Genomic DNA, 25,716 nt, shown 5'->3' with positions numbered 1-25,716 from the left:
TTGAAGCGTGACGTGCTCCTGCTTCGTAGGAGCACGATCCGACGCCTAGCTTTCCGGCCTTGTCCAGATCCATGTCCCGCCGATCAGCGCGGCGGCGATTGGGATCAGGCACCAGGGCAGAGGCGACAGCAGCAACGCCAGCAGCGCGCTGAGCGCGAAGGCCGCCAGCGCCGCCTTCTTGCCGCGCCGGCTGATCGCGCCTCTTTCCCGCCAGCGCCGGACATGCGGGCCGAAATGCGGATGATCGAGCAGCTTTGCCTCCAGCGCCGGGCTCGACCGCGCAAAGCAGAAGGCGGCCAGGATCATGAAGGGTACGGTAGGCAGCAGCGGCAGGAATATCCCGACCATGCCCAGTCCGACCGATAGAAAGCCAAGGCTAAGGTAGAAGGCCCTGCGCATCAGGCGGCGGGCAGGCGCAGCCGCACCAGCAATCCGCCCAGATCCTCGCTCTCCGCCATATCGACCGAGCCGCCGTAGATTTCCGCGACATCGCGCACGATGGCGAGGCCAAGGCCAGTACCAGGCTTGCCCGAATCGAGGCGCACACCGCGATCGAAGATGCGCGTGCGCTCCGCCTCGGGGATGCCCATGCCGTCATCCTCCACGAGAATCTCGATCATGCCGCTTGCCCGACGGACGGTCGCAAAGACGCTGCCGCCGCCATATTTGGCGGCATTCTCGATCAGATTGCCGATCATTTCGTCCAGATCCTGCCGCTCGACCCGCACGGAAGCGCTCTTGTCGCCATCCATGTCGATGCGAACGTCGGGGTAGAGCCGCTGCACGGCACGCTCGACCGCTTCCAGGCTGGTCCAGACTTCCGCCCGGCTTTGCGCCGCGCCGCGCCGCCCGACAGCGCGAGCGCGGGCAAGATGGTGATCGACCTGCCGCCGCATCGTCGTCGCCTCGCGGATCACCGCATCGCCCAGATCAGGCGCCTTCGCCGTCGCGGCGTTCATGATGACGGTCAGCGGCGTTTTCAGCGCATGGGCCAGATTGCCGGCATGGGTGCGCGCCTCCTCGGCCTGCCGCTCATTATGGGCGAGCAGGGCGTTAAGCTCCTCCACCATCGGCAGCACTTCGGCGGGCATCGGCTCGGTGACGCGGTTCTTCTCCCCTCCGCGCATGCGCACGATTTCATGCCGGACCTTACGCAGCGGCCGCAGTCCATAAAGTGTCTGCAAGGTTGCCAGCACGATAAGGCCGAGCGCAAGCAGCGCGAAGCTCTTGAACAACGTCGAACGCAGCGTCTTGATCTGCGCGTCCAGCCCCTGCCGGGCGGCGGCGACCATGAACATCCAGCGCGTGTCCGATCCCGGCAGGATGATCGTCCGTTCCATGACGCGCAGGTCCTCGCCGGGAAACTGCTTGCTGTCATAGACGTGGAAATTATCGTCCTGATGCTCGGGTGGAGGAGCCTTCAAAGCCCGATCCCATAGCGACCGCGACCGCCAGTCCTCATGCCCCTTGGCGCTGATCTGGTAATAGAGGCCGCTATTGGGCTCCAGGAACCGCTGATCGGCGAGCGGGCGATTGAACAGCACCTCGCCGTCTGGCCCGATCTCCGCCGAGGCGATCATCGCGGTGAGGACGTAGTTCAGCCCCTCGTCGAAATTGCGTGTGATCGCATCGGACAGCACCCGGTCGAGCGCGACGCCGCCGCCCAGCAGCAGCACGCTGATCCACAGCGCCGCAATGCCGATCATGCGCCGGCTCAGCGATCCGGTGGAGCGGACCTGGGGAGGGGAGTGGGAAGCGGTCATCAGCAGCGTTGAACGCTCGGCCGATGCGGATTTCTACCGCCCCGGCTCGTCAAGGCTGTAGCCAAGGCCCCGGATCGTCGTAATGACGTCCGCGCCCAGCTTCTTGCGGATGCGGGTCACGAACACTTCGATCGTGTTCGAATCGCGATCGAAATCCTGATCGTAGATATGCTCGATGAGTTCGGTGCGGCTCACTACCTTGCCCTTGTGGTGGAGCAGATAGGAGAGCAGCTTATATTCCTGCGCGGTGAGCTTCACCGGCTCGCCCTTCAACGTCACCTTGCCCGACCGCGTATCCAGTCGCACGTCGCCGGCGGTGAGTTCGCTCGATGCGTTGCCCGAAGCACGGCGGATCAGCGCGCGCAGGCGGGCGATCAGTTCCTCGCTCTGAAATGGCTTGGCGAGATAGTCGTCCGCGCCCGCGTCCAGACCGGCGACCTTGTCGGACCAGCTGTCTCGCGCGGTCAGCACCAGCACCGGAAAGCCGCGTCCTTCCTTGCGCCAGCGGTCCAGCACGGTCAGGCCGTCGATGGTAGGCAGCCCAAGGTCGAGCACCACCGCATCATAGCTTTCGGTCGATCCCAGGAAATGCCCATCCTCGCCATCGGTCGCCAGGTCCACGGCGTAGCCTGCACCTTCCAGCGTATTGCGGAGCTGTTGCCCCAGGCTGGGTTCATCTTCCACGATCAGCAGACGCATATGGCCCCGTTTCTGTTGTTATGCCCTGACCGCGCCGTTCAGCGCGCCCAGCCGATTATATCGCCCGTGCGACCGTCCGCATCAACCCATACCACCTTGCCGTTTTTCACATATTTCAGGCGATAGCGGTTGGAGGAGGGATTGAACTCGCTGCCCAGATAGGTCGCGCCGCCCATTGTGGAATCGACACGGCGCTTGATGAGGGAGAAGGGCATGACCTGCCCGTCCAGCATCGCGCGCCGCGCGGCATCCTGCTCGTCCCGCTGGCTGCCGGCGTAAGCCACCGGACTCACAGTGGAAAGTGCCGCTACGACGCCCAGTGCCGCTATCAGTCTGAACCGCATCATTCTCATGGCACTGGCATAGCGGGCAACCATTGAACAGGTGGTGAATGGTGCAGAACCTCCCCTCCGACCACGCCGGAGGGGAAGGCGGGTCATTTCTCAAGCGCGTACTGCACCGTCAGCGTGACCGACGACCCGACCTGGCCCGGCTCGACCGGGGTCGCGGCCGCCGCATCCTTGAACTGCGTCCGCACCATCATCGGCATGGGCGGCTGGCCGCCGCTGTTGCTCTCGGCGATGGAGACGAGGCGCGCCGTCCGATAGCCTGCCGCCTGTGCATAATAATCCGCCTGCGTCTTCGCGCTCTTCAGCGCCGCCGCGCGGGCCTGCGCCAGCATGGGCGTGGGATCGCTGATCGAGAAGCTCGGTCCGTTCACATTCGTCGCGCCGGCCTCCACCATGGTGTCGAGCAGCACGCCCACCTTCTTGATGTCGCGCAGCTTGATGCTGAGTTGATTGGACGCCTCATAGCCGATGAAGCGCGGGCCGGAGGGCTGGCCGTTCTGGTTGCTGTAATCATATTGCGCCGACAGGTTGATGCCGCTGGTCTGGACGTCCTTCTTGGCGATGCCGGCCTTGGCGAGCGCCGCGATCAGCTTGTCCATCTTGGCTGCATTGTCACGCATCGCCTGTGCGGCGGTGGGGGCGCGCGTCTGCACCCCGGTGCCGACGATCGCCACATCCGGTGCGGCTTCCACCGTCTCCGTGATGTTGAGCGTCACCACAGGAGCCGTCTCCGCGATGGTGACGCTGGTCTGCGCCAGAGCGGCGGCGGGCAGGGCGGCGACGCCCAGAGCGAGGAGGGCAATGGTTGATTTCACAGGCTTTTCTCCAAGAGAGTGCGGTGGCCACTTTGTAACGGCTGCGATGAACGGACGCTGACATGCGCTGAAAGCATCGTGAAAGCATGTGGTTCCACCCCCTTGCCGCGAAGCGCCCGAAGCCCTAGCTGCACCGGCATGGCGGCACCTATCCTTTCCTTCGAGAATCTCGGCCTTTCGCAGGGCACCCACTGGTTGTTTCGCAACCTCGACATTTTCGTGGGGGAGCGGGACCGGCTGGCGCTGATCGGCCGCAACGGCGCCGGCAAGACCACGCTGCTGAAGCTGATCGCCGGCCAGATCGAGGCGGACGAGGGCACCCGATCGGTCCGGCCCGGCGCACGCGTGATCATGCTGGAGCAGGACCCGGACGTCGCCGGCTTCGCGACCCTCCGCGAGTTCGCGCTGGCTGGCGATTACGCACCGCCGGCCCATGAGGTGGAGGCGATCGCCAGCCAGCTCGGCACCGACCTCAATCGCGAGGCGGCCACCGCCAGCGGAGGCGAGCGCCGCCGCGCCGCCATTGCCCGCGCGCTCGCCAGCGAGCCCGACCTGCTGCTGCTGGACGAGCCGACCAACCATCTCGACATCGATGCGATCGACTGGCTCGAAGGCTGGCTGAGCCGCTATAATGGTGCATTCATCGTCATCAGCCACGACCGCGCTTTCCTGACGCGCCTGACCCGGCAGACGCTGTGGCTGGACCGGGGCGGCATAAAGCGCAATGAGATCGGCTTTGGCGGCTTCGAGGAGTGGATGGAAGCCGTCTATGCCGAGGAAACCCGAGCCGCCGAGAAGCTTGACGCCAAGCTCAAGATCGAGGCGCACTGGCTGGAACGCGGTGTCACGGCGCGGCGCAAGCGCAACCAGGGCCGTCTAGCGAAACTCTGGGAAATGCGAGCCCAGCGCGCTGCCATGGTGGGGCCGCAGGGCGTGGCGAAGATTGCCGTCGCCAGCGACGACAACAAGACGAAAAGCGTCATCACCGCCGAACATGTGACCAAGCAGTTCGGGGACCGCGCCGTCATCAAGGACTTTTCCCTGCGCATCCAGCGCGGCGACCGCATCGGCATCGTCGGCGGCAATGGCGCTGGCAAGACCACGCTGCTGAAGCTTCTGACCGGCGAACTGGGCCCCGACAGCGGCACGGTACGGCAGGCCAAGTCGCTCGACATGATCTTTATCGACCAGCAGCGCAGCCTGATGCAGCCCGACAAGCGGGTCCGCGACGTTCTGGCCGAAGGGGGCGACTGGATCGACGTGCGCGGGGTGCGCAAGCATGTTCACGGCTATCTGAAAGAGTTCCTGTTCGACCCCTCGCTGGCGGAAGCGCGCGTCGGCACCTTGTCCGGCGGCGAGCGATCCCGCCTGCTGTTCGCGCGCGAATTTGCCCGCGAGTCCAACCTGCTCGTACTCGACGAGCCGACCAACGATCTCGACCTCGAAACGCTCGACCTGCTGCAGGAAGTCATCGCCGACTATGAGGGCACCGTCCTGATCGTCAGCCACGACCGCGACTTTCTCGATCGCACCGTAACGGTGACACTCGGTCTCGACGGCTCCGGCACCATAGACGTGATCGTCGGCGGCTATGCCGATTGGGTCGCCAAGCGCAAGCCGAAGAACGCGCCGCGGCAGGAGAAGAAGACCTCCGCGCCCCCGCCGCCGAAGACGGCCGCGACCAAGCTCAGCTACAAGGATCAGCGTGACCTTGATCTGTTGCCCAAGCGCATCGAGGAGATAGAGGCCGCGATCGCCCGCGATGAGGATGCCCTGGCCGACCCCAGCCTCTACAGCCGCGATCCCAAGAAGTTCGACGCGCTCACCAAGGCGATCGAAAAGGCGCGCGCCGAAAAGGACGAGGCGGAGGAGCGCTGGCTGGAACTGGCGGAAAGGGCCGAAGGACTGAGCGCGTAATTCATCTGCCGGCTTGATCGAGAAACGACGTGCTCCTGCTTCCGCAGGAACACGGGGCGTCACAACGCGACAACCTTTAGAGGCCCTTGCGCCCATTCCCTCATCTGATAGCCAAGGAGCCGGACAGGGATAGGTGCATGGAGCAGGCCACCGCGATTAAGGACAGGGACATGATCGACGGCCATCACGCCGTCCATTATGTCAACCGTGTCGGCTGGCTTCGCGCCGCGGTGCTGGGCGCCAATGACGGCATCGTATCGACGGCCAGCCTGCTGACCGGGATCGCCGCGTCAGGCGCCTCTGCCCAGACCATCCTCCTCTCCGGCATCGCCGCGCTCGTCGCTGGCGCGATGTCGATGGCGGCGGGCGAATATGTCTCCGTCAGCGCGCAGTCCGACACGGAACGGGCGGATCTCGCCAAGGAGAAGAAGGCGCTGGCGCAGCAGCCTCATGTCGAATGGGAAGAACTGCGCGACATCTATGTGGAGCGCGGCCTCACCCGCGATCTTGCCGGCGAGGTGGCAAGGCAGTTGATGGCGGCCGACGCGCTCGCCGCGCATGCCCGGGACGAACTCGGCATTTCGGAGGTCAGCACGGCGCGCCCCGTTCAGGCCGCGCTGACCTCTGCCCTTACTTTCTCGGCCGGTGCCCTCGCGCCCGTGCTGGCGGCGGCAGTCAGCCCGGCCGCCGCAGTCATCGCGGCTGTCGCGATCACCTCGCTCCTGTGTCTCGCGCTGCTCGGCTATGTCGGCGCCCGTCTTGGGGGCGGGCATAGCGCGCGCGCCATTGCCCGCGTCACTTTCTGGGGTGTGCTGGCGATGGCGGTGACGGCGGGAGCAGGCAGGCTTTTCGGCGCGGCCCTGTGATGGCCGGCAGAGATTTTTGAAGGAGACGATAGATGACCGATATCCAGCAGATCCCGCTCAAGACCATCGAGGGTACGGACGCCAGCCTTGGCGATTATGCCGGCAAGGTCGTGCTGGTGGTCAATGTCGCCTCCAAATGCGGGCTGACCCCGCAATATGAAGGGCTGGAGAAGCTTTATCGCGACTATAAGGACAAGGGGCTGGTCGTCGCCGGCTTCCCCGCCAATGATTTCGGTGCGCAGGAACCGGGGAGCAATGACGAGATCGCGACCTTCTGCACCACCAATTTCGGTGTCGATTTCCCGATGTTCGAGAAGATCGTGGTCACGGGCCCCGAAAAGCATCCGCTCTATGCCGCGCTGACCGGCGGCCAGCCGGCCTCGCAGGGTGATGGCGCCGCCTTTCGCGAAAGGCTGCAGGGCTATGGCATCACGCCCAATCCTGAACCCGAAGTGCTTTGGAACTTCGAGAAATTCCTGATCGCCAAGGATGGCACCATCGCCGGCCGCTTCGCGCCCACGACGGCGCCCGACGATGCCGCGCTGGTCGGCGCCATCGAGACTGAACTGGCGAAATAAGCCGCAGCGACGCTCATGCACCAGACATTGCTGCCGCAGATCGGTCCTGTTCTGGAGGCGCTGAGCATCGTCGGCATATTCGTCTTCGCCGCTTCAGGCGCGCTGGCTGCTGCGCGGCTGCGTCAGACGCTCGTCACCTTCGCCTTTTTCGCGCTGGTGACGGGCGTGGGCGGCGGGACGGTGCGCGACTTGCTTATCGGCGCGCCGGTCTTCTGGGTGCATGACGCGGTGCCCGCCATCGTCTGCATGAGCGCCGCGCTGCTCGTCTGGTTCACCCCGCGCCGCCTGTGGAGCGATCATGCGCTCGACTGGCTCGACGCAGTGGGCCTTGCTGCCTTCGCCGTCTATGGGGCGGCGAAGGCGATGAGCTTTGGCATCCCGCCGCTCGTCGCAGCGATGATGGGCGTGGTCACCGGCTGCGTCGGCGGCATCATGCGCGACCTGCTCGCGCATGAGCCCTCGATCCTGTTGCGCCCGGAGCTTTATGTGACTGCGGCCGCGCTGGCGTCAGGCCTGTTCGTGGTTCTGCGCTGGTGGGGCCTGGACGTTCCGGTGGCGGGCGTGATCGCTGCGCTGCTCGGCTTTCTGCTGCGTGCGGTCGCCATCTGGCGCGGGCTGGGGCTGCCTACCTATGAAATGCGGGATTAGGCCCGTCTTGTTATCGGAAGCATGTTCCTGGAGCCGGAGCAGGTCGCACTAGCGCGTGATCGCTTCTTACGGCAGCCTCCGCGCTAAGCCTCCTTTTCCCGGCCGATGGCGGCGGATCGTTCCGCCGGCACCTCTTGGGCGTGAGCGGTTGGTGCGCGACCCGTGCCTATCGCAACAGATTCAGCGCGATGCCAAGCCACCCCTGCCTGTTCACCTGCGTCACGCGCGGTGCGCCAAAGCCTCGGCACTCCAGGCAATCCGCCCGAACGCCCGCACCGCTCACCAGCGCCTGCACGTCGGCGAGCGCCTGCATCGCCCAGTTCCGCTGCATCATGGCTTGTTGCCCCAGCAGGTCGGTCGGCGCCCCGGCATCGTCATCCTCCTCGCGCTGAGAGATGGTCTGGAGCAACTGGGTGAATTTATCGGGTTCCTTCTCGATCCAATAGGGCCTGGCCTTCGCCGGATCGATCTTGGCGCGCTTTGCCGCTTCCGCGATGGCATCCTCCAGCCCGCCGAAGCGGTCGATCAGGCCGATCTGCCGCGCGGTCCCGCCGTCCCATACGCGGCCCTGCGCGATCGCATCGATCTGCTGGGGCGACCTGTGCCGCGCCTGCGCCACCAGTGCCACGAACCGGCGGTAGATGTCCTCGACGCCCATCTGCATGATCCGGTCGAACTCGGGCGTGGTGCCGCCCGCCAGATCGGGTTGCCCCGACAGCGGCGTGGTGCGTACGCCGTCGGTGGTCACGCCCATTTTCGCCAATGTGCCCTCGAAGCTGGGAAGAATGCCGAACACGCCGATCGAGCCGGTGATCGTGTCGGGCTCCGCAAAGACGATATCGGCGGGTGTCGACACCCAATAGCCGCCGCTCGCCGCGACATTACCCATGGAGGCGACCACCGGCATGCCCTTCGCCTTGGCCTGCATGATGGCGCTGCGGATCTTTTCCGATGCCATCACCGATCCACCCGGCGAATCGACGCGCACGACCAGCGCCTTCAGTTCCTTTTCGGCCAGCGCCTTGTCGATCAGCGCGGAGATCGTGTCGCCAGCCGCTGAGCCCGGGCCCGCTTCACCATCGACAATGTTGCCCGCGATGGTGATGACGCCGATCTGCCCGCCATTGACCCGCTTATGCGCCTTCATATAGGTGCCAAGGTCGATCGCAGCGAAATCGCCGGGCCGCTCATCCGGGGCCTCGCCCACGACCTGCGCGACACGCGCGCCGAAGGCTGCCTCATCGCCCAGCCGGTCGATCAGGCCAGCATTCAGCGCCGCCTTGGCAAGGTTGCCGCCGGCGCCGGTCGCGGCTGCGGCCGGGTCGCCTGCGTAAGCGGCGACCTTCGCCTTGGGCCGTGCCTTGGCGACTTCATCCTGCCAATTCTGCCACAGCGCGTCGGCCAGCGCCTGATTGGCCTGCTTTGCCTCGGGTGACTGTTCGGACCGGATGAAGGGCTCGACGAAGCTCTTATAGGTGCCGACGCGATAAACATGGGTGTTGACGCCCAGCTTGTCGATCAGCCCCTTATAATAGAGCCCCGATCCCCCGCGCCCCATGACCGCCACGCCGCCCAGCGGATCGACCCAGCTTTCGGTCGCATGCGCGGCCAGCTGATAGCTGTCATCCGTGTAGATGGTGGCGAAGGCATAGATCGGCTTCTTCGCCGCCCGCACCGCGTCCAGCGCTTTGCCGACGCGGGCCAGTGCGACCTGCCCGCCACCGATGAAGCCATTGAGGTTCAGCACCACCGCCTTGACCTTGTCATCGTCCCTCGCGGCGTCCAGCGCGGCGATGATGTTGGACAGCCGATATTCCTTCATGCGCGATCCGGAGCCGGTCAGCAGCGCCATGGGATCGGCTTCCTGCGGCTGCTCCACGATCGTGCCGTCCAGCTTCAGCAGCAGCGCGCCGCTGCTCACCGACCCGGCGGGGGCGGGGGACCAGGACAGGGCGGCGTAGAGCAGGCCGAAGAACAGCAGCAGGAACAGCAGCACCAGGCCGTCCTTGATCGTCACCAAAATGCGCCAGACGCCCTTTACGAATGCCAAGTTTCCGGTTCCTCTTTCCTGCTGCTCCTGAGCTATCCCATCGGCGGAACGACTGCAATGTGGGCGGAATGACGCAGCGGACAAGCTTGCGCCGGATATTTCCGGCGCTATGGGAGGGCGCAAATCTTGGTTTCTCGTGCAGGAGATACGCTTCATGCCAACGCTCGTCCTCATCCGCCATGGCCAGTCGTCCTGGAATCTGGAAAACCGCTTCACCGGATGGTGGGACGTGGACGTGACCGAGAAGGGTGCCGAGGAAGCGCGCGCCGCCGGCCGCCTGATGGCGGAAAAGGGACTGGACTTCGATCAGTGCTACACCTCGGTCCAGACCCGCGCCATCAAGACGCTGAACTTGGCGCTTGAGGAAATGGGCCGCCTGTGGCTGCCGGTCGAGAAGGACTGGCACCTCAACGAGCGCCATTATGGCGGCCTCACCGGCCTCGACAAGGCAGAGACGGCGGCCAAGCATGGCGACGATCAGGTCAAGATCTGGCGCCGCAGCTTCGACACGCCGCCCCCGCCGCTGGAAGCGGGCAGCGAGTTCGACCTGTCGCAGGACCGCCGCTATGCCGGTATCCCGATCCCCGCGACGGAATCGCTCAAGGACACGATCGCCCGCGTGCTGCCCTATTGGGAAGCGCGCATCGCCCCGGACCTCAAGGCCGGCAAGCGCGTCCTCATCTCCGCCCACGGCAACTCGCTCCGCGCGCTGGTGAAGCATCTCTCGAACATCCCCGATGACGAGATCACCGAGTTGGAAATCCCCACCGGCCAGCCGATCGTCTATGACCTCGCCGATGACCTCACCGCGAAGGACCGTTACTACCTGTCGGAGCGGTGAGCATCGAGCATACACCCACCTCCGTTCGGTTCGAGCAGCTTCGAGCTTGTCGAGAGACGTCCGTCGAGCACAGTTCTCGACAGGCTCGAACCGAACGGAACTTGTGAATATTATGCGCTCCGCATTGCCCCTCGGCGCTCCTCCGGCTAAGGGGCTTTGCTTTCCGCACAGTTTGGGGAAGTGCCAAGCGAAATGACCGCGCCAACAGAAGCCGCCATCGTCGGCATCATCATGGGATCGCGATCCGATTGGGAAACGATGCGCCATGCTTCCGAAACGCTGGAAGCACTCGGCGTCGCCCATGAATGCAAGGTCGTCTCCGCCCACCGCACGCCCCAGCGCCTCTACGACTATGCCACCGGCGCGGTCGGCCGGGGCCTCAAGGTCATCATCGCGGGAGCCGGCGGGGCGGCGCACCTGCCCGGCATGACCGCATCGATGACGCGCCTGCCGGTGCTCGGCGTGCCGGTCGAATCCAAGTCGCTCAAGGGCATGGACAGCCTGCTCTCCATCGTCCAGATGCCCGGCGGCATCCCCGTCGGCACGCTCGCTATCGGCAAGCCCGGCGCGATCAACGCCGCGCTCTTCGCCGCCTCCATCCTCGCCACGACCGACGAAGCGCTGGCCGAGCGCCTCGACGCCTGGCGGGCCAAGCAGACCAACGACGTAGCGGACACGCCTGAATAAGATGACCATGATCCCGCCCGGCTCCACCATCGGCATTCTCGGCGGCGGTCAGCTCGGCCGGATGATCGCCATCGCCGCCGCGCAGCTTGGCTATCGCACCCATGTCTTCGCGCCCGAGAGCAGCGGTCCGGCCGCCGACGTCTCGCCGCGCTGGACGCAGGCTGCTTATGAAGATGCGGCCGCGCTCGGCGCCTTTGCCGACGGCGTCGACGTGGTTACCTACGAGTTCGAGAATATCGATCCTTCGGCGGTCGAAACGCTCGCCGGCCATGGCCTCGTCCGACCCGGCGCGCAGGCGCTGCGGGTGGCGCAGGACCGGCTCGCCGAAAAGCGCTTCGTCTGCGATCTCGGCGGCCTCACCGCACCCTTCGCGCCGGTCGAGAGCCTCGATGACCTGGAGGAAGCGCTCGACCAGATCGGCAGCAAGGCGATCCTGAAGACCAACCGCATGGGCTATGACGGCAAGGGCCAGGCCCGCCTGTCCGATCCCGGCGATGCGGTCGGCGCCTGGAACGCGATTCAGCGCCAGAGCGCCATCCTCGAAGGCTTCGTCACCTTCGCGCAGGAATTCTCCGTTATTCTCGTGCGCGGCGCCGATGGAGACATTCGCTTCTGGGACAGCGCGGCCAACATCCACAAGGACGGCATCCTCGATACATCGACGGTCCCTGCCGGCGCCCTGATCGAAGCGCAGCTGCCCGCAGCCCGCGCGCTCGCGTCTAAGGTCGCCACCGCCCTCGATTATGTCGGCGTGCTGACGCTGGAATTCTTTGCCAGCGCGGACGGCCCCGTCTTCAACGAAATGGCGCCCCGGGTTCACAATAGCGGCCACTGGACCATCGAGGGCGCGGTGACGAGCCAGTTCGAAAACCATGTCCGCGCGATTTGCGGCCTGCCGCTGGGCGATACCGGCCTTGCGGCCGCGCGTGTCGAGATGCGCAACCTGATCGGTGCGGAGGCGAACGACTGGCCGCAGATCCTGTCCGATCCGGCCAACCACCTCCACCTCTACGGCAAGCATGAGGCCCGCCCCGGCCGCAAGATGGGCCATGTCACGCGCCTGACGCTGTGAGGCAGGCACCCGAAATCGTCATCATCCTCGCCCGCGCCGACAATGGCGTGATCGGCAAGGATGGCGACCTGCCCTGGCGTCTGCCTGCCGACCTCAAGCATTTCAAGGCGTTGACCCTCGGCCATCCGATGGTGATGGGCCGCAAGACCTTCGACAGCCTGCCCGGACTGCTGCCCGGCCGCCGGCACATCGTCCTGACCCGTGATACCCGATGGACAGGGGAGGGCGCCGAACCCGTGCGCGACCCCCAGCAAGCCATAGCGGTAGCGGCGGCCTCCACCGTGGCGGTCATCGGTGGCGCGGAGATCACCCGGCTTTTCCTGCCCCTCGCCGATCGCATCGAACTCACCGAAGTGCATTTCGAGGCGGAGGGCAACACCAGCATCGACTATCCCGACCCTGCCGACTGGCTAGAAGTCGCCCGCGAAGATCACCCCGCGCAAGGTGGCCGCCCTGCCTACAGCTTCGTGACTTTCCGCCGCGCGCATTGCCAGCGGCCGGACACACCCCTATAGCCCGCCTCATGGAGCGGCTGCACAGCAGCGACCCGATGCCGGCCCATCTGCGTGGCAGCATCATGGCGCTGGGGAATTTCGACGGATTTCACGCCGGGCATCAGGCCGTGGCAAGCCGCGCCATCGAACATGCCCGCGCGCAGGGCCGCCCTGCGATCATCGCCACGTTCGATCCGCATCCGATGCGGCTGTTTCGCCCGGACACGCCCTGGTTCCGCCTCACGACCCTCGACCAGCGGGAACGTCTTTTCGCGAGGGCGGGAGCGGATGCGATGCTGGTCTTCGACTTCACTCCGCATCTCGCAACCCTGGGGCCAGAGGCCTTTATCCGTCTGCTGGCTGAGGAGTGGGGCGTCTCAGGCGTCGTCACCGGCGAAGACTTCACCTTCGGCAAGGATCGCGCGGGTTCCACCATCACCCTCTCTCAGCTTGGCGCCACCATGGGCATGGCCGCCGAAGCGGTAGCGCCGGTCGCCAGTGCTGATGGTCAGATCGTTTCCTCCACCCGTGTTCGTCAGGCGCTCAAGTCCGGCGATTGCGGCACGGCAACCCGTCTCCTTACCCGTCCATTCGCCATAGAGAACGTGGTGCAGCATGGCGACAAGCTTGGCCGCACCATCGGCTTTCCCACCGCCAATCTCGACCTCGCCCATTATATACGGCCGGCCTATGGCATCTATGCCGTGCGTGGCCTGTTACCGGACGGGCGGGTATTGGACGGTGCTGCCAATCTCGGCATCCGTCCCAGCTTCGACCCGCCCAAGGAGTTGCTGGAGCCGCATTTCTTCGACTTTGCCGAGAGCCTCTACGACCAGAGGATCGAAGTCCAACTGATCCACTATCTCCGCCCGGAAGCGAAATATGACGGTCTGGACGCGCTGATGGCGGCGATCGCCCAGGACTGCGAAGACGCGCGGCAAATCCTTGCGGGAATGCCGCACGTCGCGTAGGGCACGGCCCTAATCCGCACCAACCTCCGTTCGGTTCGAGCCTGTCGAGAACGCCTCTCTATCCATGGCTCTCGACAGGCTCGAGCAGAACGGGCTCAGATATAAGCGCGCCCATGACCGACCAGCCTGACTATAAGTCCACCGTTTTCCTTCCCGTCACCGACTTTCCGATGAAGGCTGGCCTCGCGCAGAAGGAACCGGCCATTCTGGCGCGCTGGGAGGAAATGGACCTTTACGGCAAGCTGCGCGAGCGCCGGAAGGGCCGCGAACGCTTCATCCTCCACGACGGCCCGCCCTATGCCAATGGCGACATCCATATGGGCCATGCGATGAACAAGGTGCTCAAGGACATCATCGTCCGCAGCCAGTCGCTGCTCGGCAAGGACGCGCCTTACGTGCCTGGCTGGGACTGCCACGGCCTCCCGATCGAATGGAAGATCGAGGAGGAATATCGCAAGAAGAAGCAGAACAAGGACGAGGTTCCCGCACAGGAATTTCGCGCCCAGTGCCGCGCCTATGCGGACAAGTGGGTGGGCGTGCAGAAGGAGCAGTTCAAGCGCCTTGGCGTCATGGGTGACTGGGACGATCCCTATCTCACCATGAAGTTCGACGCCGAAGCCACCATCGTCGGCGAGTTGCTGAAATTCGCGGAAAGCGGCCAGCTTTATCGCGGCGCCAAGCCCGTCATGTGGTCCCCGGTCGAAAAGACCGCGCTGGCCGAGGCGGAAGTGGAATATGAGGACATCGTCTCCACCCAGATCGACGTGGCGTTCGAGATTGTCGAAGCGCCCAACGCGCCGGAACTGGTCGGCGCTCATGCGGTGATCTGGACGACCACGCCTTGGACAATCCCGGTCAATCAGGCTTTGGCTTATGGTGAGCGGGTCGCCTATTCGCATTTTCTTGCGAGTGATGGCAGGCGCTATGTCATTGCATTCGATCTGATTGACCAGTTCAAGGCTCGCACAGGACTGACCTTACTCGACTCCGACAATGTGCCGGCAGAAGACGACAACGAAGGTCTGAAGCGCTACTGGGTCGATAATACCTACTTGGGTGCAAAGCTCGCCGGAGCCGTCGCCCGCCACCCGATGCACTCCCTCGGCGGCTTCTTCGGCAAGCCGCGTCCCTTCCTCGCGGGCGATTTCGTCACCACCGACGCAGGCACCGGCCTCGTCCACATGGCGCCCGACCACGGCGAGGACGACTTCGCCCTCTGCAAGGCCAACGGTATCAACCCGGTCTTCGCCGTCGAGAATGACGGCAAATATCGCGAGGACTGGCTTTGGCTCGGCGGCCAGGGCAGCGTCATCAACCCCAAATTCGTCAGCAAGGACGGCCCGATCTGCTCGGACCTGCGCGAAGCAGGCGGCCTGCTCGCCGCGTCCGACGACTTCAAGCATAGCTATCCCCATAGCTGGCGCTCCAAGGCGAAGATCATCTTCCGCTGCACCCCGCAATGGTTCATCCCGATGGATCGCCCCATCGGCGACGGCGTCATCCCCCGCTGCGCCGAGGAAGAAGCCATTCTCGCCCGCCAGAACAACGGCGCGACCCTGCGCGGCACCGCGCTCGACGCGATCGAGAATACCCGCTGGGTGCCCGAACGCTCGATCAACCGCATCCGCTCGATGGTGGAAGGGCGCCCGGACTGGGTGATCAGCCGCCAGCGCGCCTGGGGCGTCCCCATCGCCCTCTATGTCCATCGCAAGACCGGCGAATATCTCGTTGATAAGGCGGTCAACGCCCGCATCATCGAAGCCTTCAAGGGCGCTGGCGCCGACGCATGGTTCGGCGCCGATCATCAGGCGCTGCTCGGCCCCGATTACGACCTCGCCGACTATGAGGTGGTGAACGACATTCTCGACGTCTGGTTCGACAGCGGCTCCACCCACAGCTTCGTGGTCGAGGGCCGCTATGGCCCAAATAACCCTGACGGGAGCCCCGTCCGCGCCGATCTCTATCTGGAAGGCTCCGACCAGCATCGCGGCTGGTTCCAGTCCTCGCTGCTGGAGAGCAGCGGCACCCGCGGCCGCGCGCCTTACGACGCCGTCCTGACCCATGGCTTCGCGCTGGACGGACAGGGCCGCAAAATGTCGAAGAGCCTGGGCAATGTGGTCGATCCGCTGAAAGTCATTGCCGAAAGCGGCTCCGACATATTGCGCGTCTGGGTCGCCAGCACTGACTATTTCGACGATGTCCGCATCGGCAAGGAGGTGCTGGCCGGTTCCTCCGACGCCTATCGCAAACTCCGCAACAGTTTCCGCTACTTGCTGGGTGCTCTTATCGACTTTTCGGAGGACGAGAAGCTCCCCGTCAGCGACATGCCGGAACTGGAGCGCTACATGCTCCACCTGCTGGCGAAGCTTGATGCGGAGCTCCGCGGCGTGGTCGACAAGGCGGCGGGCAGCGAGAATTGGCTGGAATTCAGCCGCTATACCCGCGCCCTGTTCGACTTCGTCAACAGCGATCTCTCGGCCTTCTTCTTCGACATTCGCAAGGATTGCCTCTATTGCGATGCGAAGGGCGACCCCAAGCGCCGCGCCTATCGCACCGTGCTGGACACGCTGTTCCATGCCCTTGTCCGCTACGCCGCGCCGATCATCCCCTTCACCGCTGAGGAAGTCTGGCAAAGTCGTTTCCCAGGTAACGAAGAAAGCGTCCATTTCCTCGAATGGCCGGAAGTCGATGCGGCTTGGCTGGACCAAGGTTTGGACGCCAAATGGTCCGAACTGCGCGACCGGCGCGATCAGGTCAACGAAGCCATCGAACCGCTGCGCCGAGAGAAAGTCGTCCGCTCCAGCCTGGAGGCCGATGTCACCATGGGTGAACTGGTTCCCAGCGACGGTGTGAACTTCGCTGAAATCGCCATTGTTGCGCGCATCGAAATGGGCAAGGGCGACGGTATCGTGGTGAAACCCAGCGACTGGCACAAATGCGGCCGCTGCTGGCGTCTCCTGCCCGAGGTGGAGGAGGACGGAACCCTCTGCCAGCGCTGCGAGGAGGTGCTCGGCTGATGGCTGCTGCCAACCACCGTCCATTGGGCCTGACCGTCGCGATCGTTACCCTCGCGCTCGATCAACTCATCAAATATACCGTCACCTATCCGCTTGCCCTGAAAAGCCGGATGGATGAGGGCATAGAGATCCTCCCGATCTTCCGGCTGCGCTGGCTGGAAAATCGCGGCGTCTCGATGGGCTTCTTCCACGCGGACACCGACATGATGCGCTGGCTGCTGGTCGGCATGACCGTGCTGATCGCCGGCTTCGTCGGCGTGTGGATGTGGCGCGAAAGGGCACGGCAGGACGTCGCCGCGCTGGGCCTTGTCCTTGGCGGCGCAATCGGCAACATCGTGGATCGCGTGCGCCTCGGCTATGTCGTCGATTATGCCGACCTGCATTTCGGCGAGTGGCGCCCGTTCCTGATTTTCAACCTGGCCGATGCGGCCATCACGATCGGCGTGCTGATCCTCCTTGCGCGAGCGCTTCTGCTGCGCGAGAAGGGCGCAAAGACGGAGACTTTGAACTAATGCGTAAACTGATCCTCGCCGCCGGCCTGATCTCGACTCTGTCCGCCTGCGGCGGCGGCGGCGGTCTGTTCAACCGCGACCGTCCCGACGAGTTCGCCGTTTCGCGTCAGGCTCCGCTGGTAATCCCGCCTGACTACGCCCTCGTCCCGCCTGCGCCGGGCACGCCTGCCGCTGCGTCGGTGGATTCCAGCAGGGCGGCGATGGAGGCCATGTTCGGCGGTCCCGCCCAGCGCAGCGCCACGGAAACCTCCGCCCTGACGGCGGCGGGCCGAGCCAATGCCGCCGCCGGTATTCGTTCGTCGGCAGGCGATCCGGGCACAGAGGTTGTGGATAAGGGCGCGACTACTCGCGATATCATCGCCGCGCCCGAGGGTGACGGCCAGGACGCCCGCGCCGCCACGCCTCAGCAGTAATAACTTCCTAGGGCTGGCTCTCGACAAAAGTCTTGAGCCGGCCCAAGGCCCCCTCCCACTGGTTCTCCACTTCAGTGAGCCAGTCCCGGGCTTCAGTGACCATTTCGGGGCGAAGGGCGAACAGCATCTCCCGCCCCTGCCTTGTTCGCCGGACAAGCCCTGCGTCCAGCAGAACGTCCAGATGTTTGGCGACCGCTTGGCGGCTGATCGGTAAGTCCTGTCCTAGCTGAACGATCGACCGCTCGGAGCCTTCGGAAAGACGGCCGATCAACCCCAGCCGGGTGGCATCCCCCAATGCCGCAAAGAGCCGCGCAGGCGCTTCTTCACCCCTCAACATAGTCGCGGATATTCTTCACCTGCTCGTTCCAGCCGCCGTCGTTGGAGCGCATGACATTGCTCCGCCGCGGCTCGGGTACATGCTCGAACCCGCTTTCGGTGACCGTAAGGCGAGTGCGATCACCGATCGGCTCCAGCACGAACTCCACCAGAGTCCATTCCGGCACCGGCACGCCGCTTTCCATCAGTTCCTTGTCGCCACCGGTCGCAGGCCATTCATAGGCGAAGCGGGTCATGGGTTCGATTGCCACGACCCGCGCTTCCCAGCGATAATCCTCATAACCGGGATAGGTCATATGGCCCGTGGATGGCTTTCCCACGGCGAAGGGTTGGTCGAGTGCTACCCGAAACCACGACCCGAACTTCTCATGATCGATCAGCGCGTCCCAGACACGGGCTAAGGGCGCGGCGATCTCGATGGACTTGATGATGCTATCGCTCATATCGGCACCTCCTGACTGCCGATATGAACCCTCTGTGTAAATGCGCAACTATTTGGTTGCGGATTAGGCGCGCGCCTCGGTTCCCACGCCGGCACTGTTGTGGCGGAGCGCCGTCAGGACCGTGTCGATGATCGCGCTGGAGTCGAGCCGGGCGTCGGCATATTGCTTCTCCGGCTTGTCCTGATCCTGGAAAATGTCGGGCAGGCGCATGGTGCGCAGCTTCAAGCCATTGTCGATCAGCCCAAGGTCGCTCGCCAGCGTCAAAATATGCGCGCCGAGGCCGCCGATTGAGCCTTCCTCGATGGTCACGGCAACCTCATGGGTGGTTAGCAAGCGACGGATCAACGCTTCGTCCAGCGGCTTGGCGAAGCGCAGGTCCGCGACCGTGGTGGACAGGCCCTTCGCTTCCAGAGCTTCGGCGGCTTTCAGAGCTTCCTCCAGCCGCGTGCCGAGCGACAGGATAGCAACCTGCCGCCCTTCGCGGACGATCCGGCCCTTGCCGATTTCCAGCCGCTGAGGCGTCTCCGGAAGGGCCACGCCCGTGCCGTTGCCGCGCGGATAGCGCAGCGCGATCGGACTGCTGTCATGCATGGCGGCGGTGTGCACCATATGCACCAGCTCGGCTTCGTCAGCGGCGGCCATGACGACGAAATTGGGCAGGCTGGCGAGATAGGTGACATCGAAGCTGCCCGCATGGGTCGAGCCGTCCGCGCCCACCAGACCCGCGCGGTCTATGGCAAAGCGGACGGGGAGGTTCTGGATCGCCACGTCGTGGACGACCTGATCGTATGCGCGCTGAAGGAAGGTCGAGTAGATGGCGCAGAAGGGCCGCATGCCCTGCGCCGCCAAGCCAGCGGCGAAGGTCACTGCATGCTGTTCGGCAATGCCGACGTCGAAGGTGCGGCCGGGAAAAGCCTGCTGGAACTTGTCGAGGCCGGTGCCCGAAGGCATGGCCGCCGTGATCGCGCAGATCGTCTCGTCGCGCTCAGCCTCGGCGATCAACGCTTGGGCGAAGACGCCAGTATAGCTGGGCGGGCCGGGAGGGGCCTTGGCCTGGGCGCCGGTGATGACGTCGAACTTCTGGACGCCATGATATTTGTCGGCCGCTGCTTCGGCCGGGGCATAGCCCTTGCCCTTCTGCGTCACGACATGGATGAGGCAGGGGCCTTCCGCCGCATCGCGCACATTTTCCAGCACCGGGATCAGCTGGTCGAGATTATGGCCGTCGATCGGCCCGACATAGTAGAAGCCCAATTCCTCGAACAAGGTGCCGCCCATCGCCATGCCGCGAGCGAACTCGTCTGTCTTGCGCGCGGCGTTGTGGAGGGGGCGGGGAAGCTTGCGCGCCAGCCGCTTGGCAAGGTCGCGAAGGCCGAGAAACTCCCGGCTGGACGCCAGCCGCGCCAGATAGGCGGAGAGGCCCCCAACAGGCGGCGCGATCGACATGTCATTGTCGTTGAGGATCACGATGAGCCGGTTGCCGGCCTCGCGCGCGTTGTTCATCGCCTCATAGGCCATGCCCGCCGACATGGCGCCGTCGCCGATGACGGCGATGGCCTTGCCCGGCTTGTTGGCGAGCTTGTTGGCGACCGCGAAACCAAGCGCCGCGCTGATCGAGGTGGAGCTGTGCGCCGCGCCGAACGGATCGAAGTCGCTCTCGCTCCGCTTGGTGAAGCCGCTAAGGCCGCCGCCCTGCCGCAGGGTGCGGATACGGTCGCGCCGCCCGGTCAGGATCTTGTGCGGGTAGCATTGATGGCCGACGTCCCAGACGAGCTTGTCGTCGGGCGTGTTGAACACATAGTGGATCGCCGTGGTCAGCTCCACCACGCCAAGGCCGGAGCCGAGGTGCCCCCCGGTCACGCCGACGGCGGAGATCACTTCCTGCCGCAGTTCGTCGGCTACTTGCCCCAGCTGTTCGGGCTTCAGGGCGCGCAGGTCCGCCGGCCAGATCACCTGGTCGAGCAGAGGGGTGGAGGGGCGATCGTTCATGAAAGACATAGACTCCGATGCGCGCTAGGCCGTTCCGGTACATAACGCAACGCTGGCCTCATGCGGCGCATTTCGCGCAGGTGCCCAAAATCTCAACGACCGGCCGCTCGGGCTGGAATCCTTCCTGCCTGGCGACCGCGCGCACCTTGTCCGTCACCTTGTCGTCGTCGACATGGGTGGCCTGCTTGCAGTTCTTGCAGACGAGGAAGATGCAGTCGTGCTGGCAGCCCGGATGCACATTGGCGATATAGGCGTTCGCGCTTTCAACGCGCATCGCGATGTTGTTGTTCACGAACAGGTCTAGGATGCGATAGACGCTGTTGGGCGCGACGCGCTTGCCGCGCGCCTTCGACACGCTGTCGGCGATGTCATAGGCCGAGGCCGGGGTCGTTTCTGCCGCCAGGGCATCGAAAATGGCCGCGCGCATCGGCGTCCATTGCTCCTGCTGCGCCTCCAGCGTGAAGCGTGCCGCATCCGCCAGGCTGGCGCCGCCTCGTTCATGATGATCGTGATGATTATGCTCGGCCATGATACTAATCTATGCTTGGCGCCTGTCGGGGGCAAGGGCGGCTTATGAGCCGCGCCAATAGGTCCAGCCCGCCCACAGCCAGCCGACGATCATCAATGTGCCGCCGATGGGGGTGACCGCCCCCAGCCATTTGGGCGCGCCCACTGCCATGGCGTAGAGGGTGAAGGCGAAGATCGCGCCGCCGATCAGCAGCAGCGTGGCGGGGCCGCGCGCCACGCCCACGATGCAAAGCGCCGCCACTGCATGGATCAGTTGGTAAAGCCCGCCGGTGCGCAGCCATTCGGCCGCCTGCGGGCTGGACGCGCCATGCGCCCCGAAAGCGCCGGCGCCGATGGCGAGCGCCGCAGAAAGACAGGCCAGAACCGCGATCATGCCTCTTCCCCTCCATCGCCACGTGCGGCCAGCATCATGCGGCGGCCGGGCCGGAACATCAGGTCCTTCGCCGCCATCAGGCTGCCCTGTTCGACCTGAACGGCCATGCGCCGGGCATCATTGTCCCTGAATTGACGTTCGACCTCCTCCACCTCCTCCGGTGGCACGCCGAGCGCCTGCATCGCCTGCACGCCCATGCAGACCGACGATTCGAAGACTTCGCGCACGATGCCAGCGAGGTCCATGTCGCGGAGCGCCATCTGTTGGCGCCGGTCGAAGGCGCGCACCAGCAGCGCGGCCTGCGGGAAGGCTTCGGCTATGGGTTCGAGCACGCGGCTGTCGAGCGAGGGGTCGTCGATGCAGAAGGCGATGAGCCGGGCTTCCTCCGCGCCGGAGCGGCGCAGCAGGTCGATGCGGGTGCCATCGCCATAATAGACCTTCATGTCGAACCGGCTCGAAACCTCTATCTGGGAGGGCTTCTTGTCGATCAGGACGACGCCGAAGCCATGCCCCATCAGCATCTGCGCGACCGTCTGGCCGAAGCGGCCATAGCCGACGATGATCGCGGTGCCGCGCGTTGCTTCATCGGGGCCCGGAAGGTCGCTGCCGCTTTTCGGTTTGGCGAACTCCAGACGGCGGGCGAACAGCATCAGGAAGGGTGTCGTCGCCATGGAGAAGGTGACGATAGCGCTGAACAGACTGGCGGCTTGGGGCGCGATCAGCAGGGCGTTCTGCGCTTGCGCGAACAGCACGAAGCCGAACTCACCGCCTTGGCTGAGCAGCAGGCCGGCACCGACTGCCTGCGTCCACTCCATGCCGAACAGGCGGGCGAGGAGGGTGATAAGGCCCGCCTTGGTCGCGACCAGGACGGCCGCCATACCGATGACGAAGAGCGGGTTCGCGGCGACGGTGTGAAGGTCGAGCACCATGCCCACCGCCAGGAAGAACAGGCCGAGCAGGATGGAGCGGAAGGGTTCGACGTCCGCCTCTATCTCATGCCGGTAGGGCGAGTCGGCGAGCATCACGCCCGCGATAAAGGCGCCGAGCGCCGTCGAAAGGTGCAGCGCGTGCATCAGCGCCGCCGCCGCTAACACGGTGAAGAGGCCGACCGCCACGAACAATTCCCGCTCGCCCAGCCGACCGACAAATTGCAGCAGCGGGCGCAGGATGAAGCGCCCCGCGAGCACCAGCCCCGCGATGGCCGCGACAGTGTAGCCGGCCATCATCCATCCGGGCGGTCCGCCAGCATCGGCAGGGTTGCGCGACAGGGCGGCGACGATTGTGATCAGCGGGACGATCGACAGGTCCTGAAACAGCAGGATCGAGAAGACCTTCTCACCGAAGGGCGAATTGATCCGGCCGCTGCTCTTGAGGCCGGGCAGGACCTGCGCGGTCGAGGAAAGGGCAAGCGGCAGGCCGAGCGCGATCGCCGCGCCCCAGGTGAAGCCCGTGGTGTAGAAGATGATCGCGGCGAGCAGGCATCCGCACAGCACGACTTGGGCAAGCCCCAGCGCGAAGATGTCGCGCTTCAGCCGCCAGAGGCGCGCGGGGTGGAGTTCGAGGCCGACGAGGAACAGCAGCAGGACGATGCCGATCTCGGCAATGGCGAGCTTCGATTCGCCGCCGGTGACGAGGCCGAGCCCCTGCGGCCCGACGAGCGCGCCCGCGACGAGATAGCCGAGCACCGCGCCCAGGCCGAGGCGGCGGAACAGCATGACGAAGAGCACCGCCGCGCCCAGCAGGATGACGCCTTCGGACAGCAGCAGGTCGGTGGCGGAGAGGGCGGGTGCGGCCGCTGCGGCAACATGGTCCTGCATCAGGCGTCGGCCGTGCGGGCGGCTTCGGCGATCGCCTCAAAGCCGAGGCGGATCGAGGCATGGCGCGCGGGGTAGCCCCGCGCAGGCGCGAGCACGGCAAGGCCGGGCCAGAAGTCCAGATCCTCGCTCTCTCCGGCGAGCCAGGCGGTGAGCTTGTCCCGCGCCGCAGCCAGTTCATCCGCGGTCATGCCGATGGCGTGAGCGGCCATCAATGACGTCGAGGCTTGGCCGAGGGCACAGGCCTTGACGTCAAGCCCCAGTTCCTTGAGCCGGCCGCCCTCCATCCGCGCGTCGGCGGTGACGCGCGATCCGCAGGTAGGAGAGCGCTTCTCGACCGTCGCCAGCGGGTTTGCGAGCCGCTGATGATGCGGAATACTCGCGGCCAGCCGCAATATGTCCTTATTGTAAAGGGGGGCGTTCATCTCGACCCATGTAGTTCAGGAAGCTTCGGTGAGAAAGGGCGAGAGGGCATCATTCCTCAAGTTCATCGGGGTTGGTCGGAACGACGCGCGGAGGAGGAGTGCCGGGCTGCGGCCCGGCGGGGGGCGGGGGGGCGGGCCCGGCGGCTGATCGATCGGCAGCCTGATCTGCGCCGGGCCGACATTGACGGTCATGCCTTCGGTATCGAGGCCGACGGACATGTTGCCAAGGCCCGCCTCCACCGTGACGTTGGCTATGGCGTTGACGAGGTCGCTGTCCTGCTCTTCGGTTGGCGCATCCTCGACCGGTTCGTTGATCGCGCGGCCCATGAAGTCGCGCCAGATGCGCGCGGGGACGCCGCCGCCCGCCGCGCCGCCGGGGAGCGGGCTGTTGTCGTCATTGCCGATCCATACTGCCGTCACCAGCCCGCCGGCATAGCCGACGAAGATGGCGTCGCGGCTGTCCTGCGTCGTGCCGGTCTTGCCGAAGGTGCTGGTGCGCAGCGCCGCCGCGCTGCCCGTGCCGCGGTTGGCGGCGGAGGACAGGAGATCGCGGATCATTTCAAGTTGATCGTCGCTGAAGCGGTGCTGGCGGCTCATCAGCCGGCTGAACCAGCTCTGCTCCTCGGGCGGGAGGCCGTGCGCGAGGACGGGGTAGGCGCCCGCCGCGACCGCCGCATAGGCTTCGGTGAGTTCGATGAGCGGGATTTCGGAGGTGCCGAGCGCGAGGCTGAGATCCTCGGTCAGCGGCGCGGTGACGCCAAGGTCGCGGGCGACCTTGATGACATTGTCCACACCGACCTTCTGCGTCAGCCGTACCGCAGCGACGTTGCTGGATGCGGCGAAAGCTTGCCGCAGGGTGATCTTTCCACGATATTTGCCGCCATGATTGGCCGGGCGGTAGCTGCCCGTGGTGATCGGCGTGTCCTCAATGAAATCATCCGGTGTCATGCCGGCGCGGAAGGCGGCGAGATAGACGAACAGCTTGAAGGTTGATCCCGGCTGGCGCTTCGCCTGGACCGCGCGGTTGAAGGCGCTCTTGCTGTAATTCTTGCCGCCGACCATGGCGACGACGCTGCCATCGGGCTTCATCGCGACCAGCGCCGCCTGCGCCTTGCCGAGCGGCGCGCGGCGGATGGCGCCCTCCGCCAGCCGCTGGATGCGCCAGTCGAGGGTGGTGGCAACATTCTGCGCGCCATAGACTGCGCCCGCCCGGTCGCGCGCCTGCGGCAGGACCCAATCGGCGAAAAAGGTGCCGCTGGTCGGATCGGGCGTCTCGCGGACACGGAGGCGGGCAGGGGCGAGGACGTTACGCTCGGCCTTGCTGATATAGCCGGCCTCCACCATCGCCTGCGTCACCAGATCGCCCCGTTCACGGGCGCCCTTGAGGTTGGAGGTCGGTGCGAGGCGGGAGGGTGCCTTCAGCAGCCCGGCCAGCATTGCCGCTTGCGGAATCGTCAGCCGCTCGGGCTGGCGGTCGAAATAGTGGAGCGCAGCCGCGCGCAGGCCATAGACATTGTCACCGAAATAGACATTCGAAAGATAGCGTTCGAGGATCTGATCCTTGGTCAGCCACGCCTCCAGCCAGAAGGCCATCAGGGCTTCCCGCGCCTTGCGGCCGAAGGTGCGGTCGCTGGAGAGAAAAACGCCTTTGGCCAGCTGCTGGGTGATGGTGCTTCCGCCCTGCGACGAGCCGTCGGACCAGAGATTATGCCAGGCGGCACGCGCGATGCCGCGCGGATCGACGCCCCAGTGACTGTAGAAGCGGCGGTCCTCGATCGCCATGAACGCCTGGGGCACATGGGCCGGCAGTTCGGCGATCGTTACCGGCCTGTCGATGATCGCGCCGCGCCGGGCGATCAGATGGCCGTCAGCCGACAGGAGGCTGATGCTGGGCGGCGCAATCGGCTTCAGCGATCGGGAAAGCGGCGCTGTCACCGCCAGCCAGGCGACGATGACCATCAACAGCGCGAGCATGGCGGCGGCGATCCAGCCGGCTATATGCAAGCGGCGCTTGAGCCGAGAAGGGCGCGCAAAGGCACTGGGCGGTCCTGCTCCGAACGCGCGCGGCGGCGTGTCAGTCTCGGACAAGGGCAGCGGATCTTTCATCGGTCCGGT

Annotated in this window: 26 protein-coding genes; 12 read left to right on the top strand and 14 right to left on the bottom strand. The window is 65.3% G+C overall.

Features of this window, described 5'->3' with window-relative positions; all coding sequences use genetic code 11:
- Nucleotides 1-45: 45 nt before the first annotated feature.
- From L858_RS0106025 to L858_RS0106005, 5 genes are all read right to left on the bottom strand, one after another.
- On the bottom strand, nt 46-399 hold the full coding sequence (locus L858_RS0106025) for a YbaN family protein (protein WP_022682248.1): 354 nt from the start codon (nt 397-399) through the stop codon (nt 46-48).
- A complete protein-coding gene (locus tag L858_RS0106020) occupies nt 399-1,706 on the bottom strand; it encodes an ATP-binding protein (RefSeq protein WP_022682247.1) in 1,308 nt (435 codons plus the stop codon). Before L858_RS0106020 ends, L858_RS0106025 begins: the two co-directional genes overlap by 1 nt.
- Nucleotides 1,707-1,796: 90 nt before the next feature.
- A complete protein-coding gene (locus L858_RS0106015) occupies nt 1,797-2,462 on the bottom strand; it encodes a response regulator transcription factor (protein ID WP_022682246.1) in 666 nt (221 codons plus the stop codon).
- Between the two features lie 38 nt (nt 2,463-2,500).
- Nucleotides 2,501-2,839 (bottom strand): hypothetical protein, encoded by a 339-nt coding sequence (locus L858_RS0106010; RefSeq protein WP_022682245.1) that lies wholly within the window; start codon nt 2,837-2,839, stop codon nt 2,501-2,503.
- A gap of 59 nt (nt 2,840-2,898) precedes the next feature.
- Nucleotides 2,899-3,627, bottom strand: coding sequence for an SIMPL domain-containing protein (locus L858_RS0106005; RefSeq protein ID WP_022682244.1), 729 nt, complete (start codon nt 3,625-3,627; stop codon nt 2,899-2,901).
- Nucleotides 3,628-3,765: 138 nt separating this feature from the next.
- On the opposite strand from L858_RS0106005, the gene L858_RS0106000 reads away from it, so the two are divergent.
- The 4 genes from L858_RS0106000 (at nt 3,766) to L858_RS0105985 (ending at nt 7,636) form a co-directional block, all read left to right on the top strand.
- Nucleotides 3,766-5,544 carry an ABC-F family ATP-binding cassette domain-containing protein gene (locus tag L858_RS0106000; RefSeq protein WP_022682243.1) on the top strand — a complete coding sequence of 593 codons (1,779 nt, stop codon included), beginning with the start codon at nt 3,766-3,768 and terminating at the stop codon, nt 5,542-5,544.
- A gap of 137 nt (nt 5,545-5,681) precedes the next feature.
- Nucleotides 5,682-6,410 carry a VIT1/CCC1 transporter family protein gene (locus L858_RS0105995; RefSeq protein WP_022682242.1) on the top strand — a complete coding sequence of 243 codons (729 nt, stop codon included), beginning with the start codon at nt 5,682-5,684 and terminating at the stop codon, nt 6,408-6,410.
- Nucleotides 6,411-6,442: 32 nt separating this feature from the next.
- Complete coding sequence (locus L858_RS0105990; RefSeq protein ID WP_022682241.1) at nt 6,443-6,988, top strand: glutathione peroxidase; 546 nt, start codon at nt 6,443-6,445, stop codon at nt 6,986-6,988.
- Nucleotides 6,989-7,003: 15 nt separating this feature from the next.
- Nucleotides 7,004-7,636, top strand: coding sequence for a trimeric intracellular cation channel family protein (locus tag L858_RS0105985; protein ID WP_022682240.1), 633 nt, complete (start codon nt 7,004-7,006; stop codon nt 7,634-7,636).
- A 166-nt stretch (nt 7,637-7,802) separates the two neighbouring features.
- Here the strand turns inward: L858_RS0105985 and sppA are convergent, their stop codons facing one another.
- Entirely contained in the window at nt 7,803-9,686 is a 1,884-nt protein-coding gene (gene sppA / locus L858_RS0105980) for a signal peptide peptidase SppA (protein ID WP_022682239.1), read from the bottom strand.
- A 154-nt stretch (nt 9,687-9,840) separates the two neighbouring features.
- Between sppA and gpmA the strand changes: the two genes are divergently transcribed.
- From gpmA to L858_RS0105940, 8 genes are all read left to right on the top strand, one after another.
- Nucleotides 9,841-10,527: a 2,3-diphosphoglycerate-dependent phosphoglycerate mutase gene (gene gpmA / locus L858_RS0105975; protein WP_022682238.1), complete on the top strand. Its 687-nt coding sequence runs from the start codon at nt 9,841-9,843 to the stop codon at nt 10,525-10,527.
- 192 nt (nt 10,528-10,719) lie between these two features.
- Nucleotides 10,720-11,214: a 5-(carboxyamino)imidazole ribonucleotide mutase gene (purE, locus tag L858_RS0105970; RefSeq protein WP_028055864.1), complete on the top strand. Its 495-nt coding sequence runs from the start codon at nt 10,720-10,722 to the stop codon at nt 11,212-11,214.
- Between the two features lies 1 nt (nt 11,215).
- Entirely contained in the window at nt 11,216-12,286 is a 1,071-nt protein-coding gene (locus tag L858_RS0105965) for a 5-(carboxyamino)imidazole ribonucleotide synthase (protein WP_022682236.1), read from the top strand.
- On the top strand, nt 12,283-12,801 hold the full coding sequence (locus L858_RS0105960; RefSeq protein ID WP_022682235.1) for a dihydrofolate reductase: 519 nt from the start codon (nt 12,283-12,285) through the stop codon (nt 12,799-12,801). The genes L858_RS0105965 and L858_RS0105960 overlap by 4 nt, the downstream gene beginning before the upstream one ends.
- Before the next feature lie 8 nt (nt 12,802-12,809).
- Entirely contained in the window at nt 12,810-13,751 is a 942-nt protein-coding gene (locus L858_RS0105955) for a bifunctional riboflavin kinase/FAD synthetase (protein WP_022682234.1), read from the top strand.
- A gap of 113 nt (nt 13,752-13,864) precedes the next feature.
- On the top strand, nt 13,865-16,768 hold the full coding sequence (gene ileS, locus L858_RS0105950) for an isoleucine--tRNA ligase (protein WP_022682233.1): 2,904 nt from the start codon (nt 13,865-13,867) through the stop codon (nt 16,766-16,768).
- Nucleotides 16,768-17,280: a signal peptidase II gene (gene lspA / locus L858_RS0105945; RefSeq protein WP_022682232.1), complete on the top strand. Its 513-nt coding sequence runs from the start codon at nt 16,768-16,770 to the stop codon at nt 17,278-17,280. Before ileS ends, lspA begins: the two co-directional genes overlap by 1 nt.
- The gene (locus tag L858_RS0105940) at nt 17,280-17,693 is read left to right on the top strand and encodes a DUF3035 domain-containing protein (RefSeq protein ID WP_022682231.1); all 414 of its coding nucleotides are present in this window, start codon (nt 17,280-17,282) and stop codon (nt 17,691-17,693) included. The genes lspA and L858_RS0105940 overlap by 1 nt, the downstream gene beginning before the upstream one ends.
- Before the next feature lie 7 nt (nt 17,694-17,700).
- Here the strand turns inward: L858_RS0105940 and L858_RS0105935 are convergent, their stop codons facing one another.
- The 8 genes from L858_RS0105935 to L858_RS19755 all read right to left on the bottom strand — a co-directional run bounded on the left by L858_RS0105935 (nt 17,701) and on the right by L858_RS19755 (nt 25,689).
- Nucleotides 17,701-18,030, bottom strand: a complete 330-nt coding sequence (locus L858_RS0105935) for an ArsR/SmtB family transcription factor (protein WP_022682230.1) — start codon at nt 18,028-18,030, stop codon at nt 17,701-17,703.
- A complete protein-coding gene (locus L858_RS0105930) occupies nt 18,017-18,472 on the bottom strand; it encodes an SRPBCC family protein (RefSeq protein ID WP_022682229.1) in 456 nt (151 codons plus the stop codon). Before L858_RS0105930 ends, L858_RS0105935 begins: the two co-directional genes overlap by 14 nt.
- Nucleotides 18,473-18,535: 63 nt before the next feature.
- On the bottom strand, nt 18,536-20,470 hold the full coding sequence (gene dxs, locus L858_RS0105925) for a 1-deoxy-D-xylulose-5-phosphate synthase (protein WP_022682228.1): 1,935 nt from the start codon (nt 20,468-20,470) through the stop codon (nt 18,536-18,538).
- A 49-nt stretch (nt 20,471-20,519) separates the two neighbouring features.
- Nucleotides 20,520-20,990 (bottom strand): Fur family transcriptional regulator, encoded by a 471-nt coding sequence (locus L858_RS0105920; RefSeq protein ID WP_022682227.1) that lies wholly within the window; start codon nt 20,988-20,990, stop codon nt 20,520-20,522.
- 42 nt (nt 20,991-21,032) lie between these two features.
- Nucleotides 21,033-21,362: a DUF423 domain-containing protein gene (locus tag L858_RS0105915; RefSeq protein ID WP_022682226.1), complete on the bottom strand. Its 330-nt coding sequence runs from the start codon at nt 21,360-21,362 to the stop codon at nt 21,033-21,035.
- Nucleotides 21,359-23,179, bottom strand: coding sequence for a monovalent cation:proton antiporter-2 (CPA2) family protein (locus tag L858_RS0105910; protein WP_022682225.1), 1,821 nt, complete (start codon nt 23,177-23,179; stop codon nt 21,359-21,361). The genes L858_RS0105915 and L858_RS0105910 overlap by 4 nt, the downstream gene beginning before the upstream one ends.
- Nucleotides 23,179-23,601 (bottom strand): iron-sulfur cluster assembly scaffold protein, encoded by a 423-nt coding sequence (locus L858_RS0105905; protein WP_022682224.1) that lies wholly within the window; start codon nt 23,599-23,601, stop codon nt 23,179-23,181. The genes L858_RS0105910 and L858_RS0105905 overlap by 1 nt, the downstream gene beginning before the upstream one ends.
- Before the next feature lie 15 nt (nt 23,602-23,616).
- Complete coding sequence (locus tag L858_RS19755; RefSeq protein ID WP_420801825.1) at nt 23,617-25,689, bottom strand: transglycosylase domain-containing protein; 2,073 nt, start codon at nt 25,687-25,689, stop codon at nt 23,617-23,619.
- Nucleotides 25,690-25,716 lie beyond the last annotated feature (27 nt).

It is taken from the genome of Sphingobium bisphenolivorans (assembly GCF_000412635.1).
Lineage (GTDB): Bacteria > Pseudomonadota > Alphaproteobacteria > Sphingomonadales > Sphingomonadaceae > Sphingobium > Sphingobium bisphenolivorans.
Note: the sequence above shows the minus strand (reverse complement) of the source record. Positions and strands in the feature narration are given on the sequence as shown.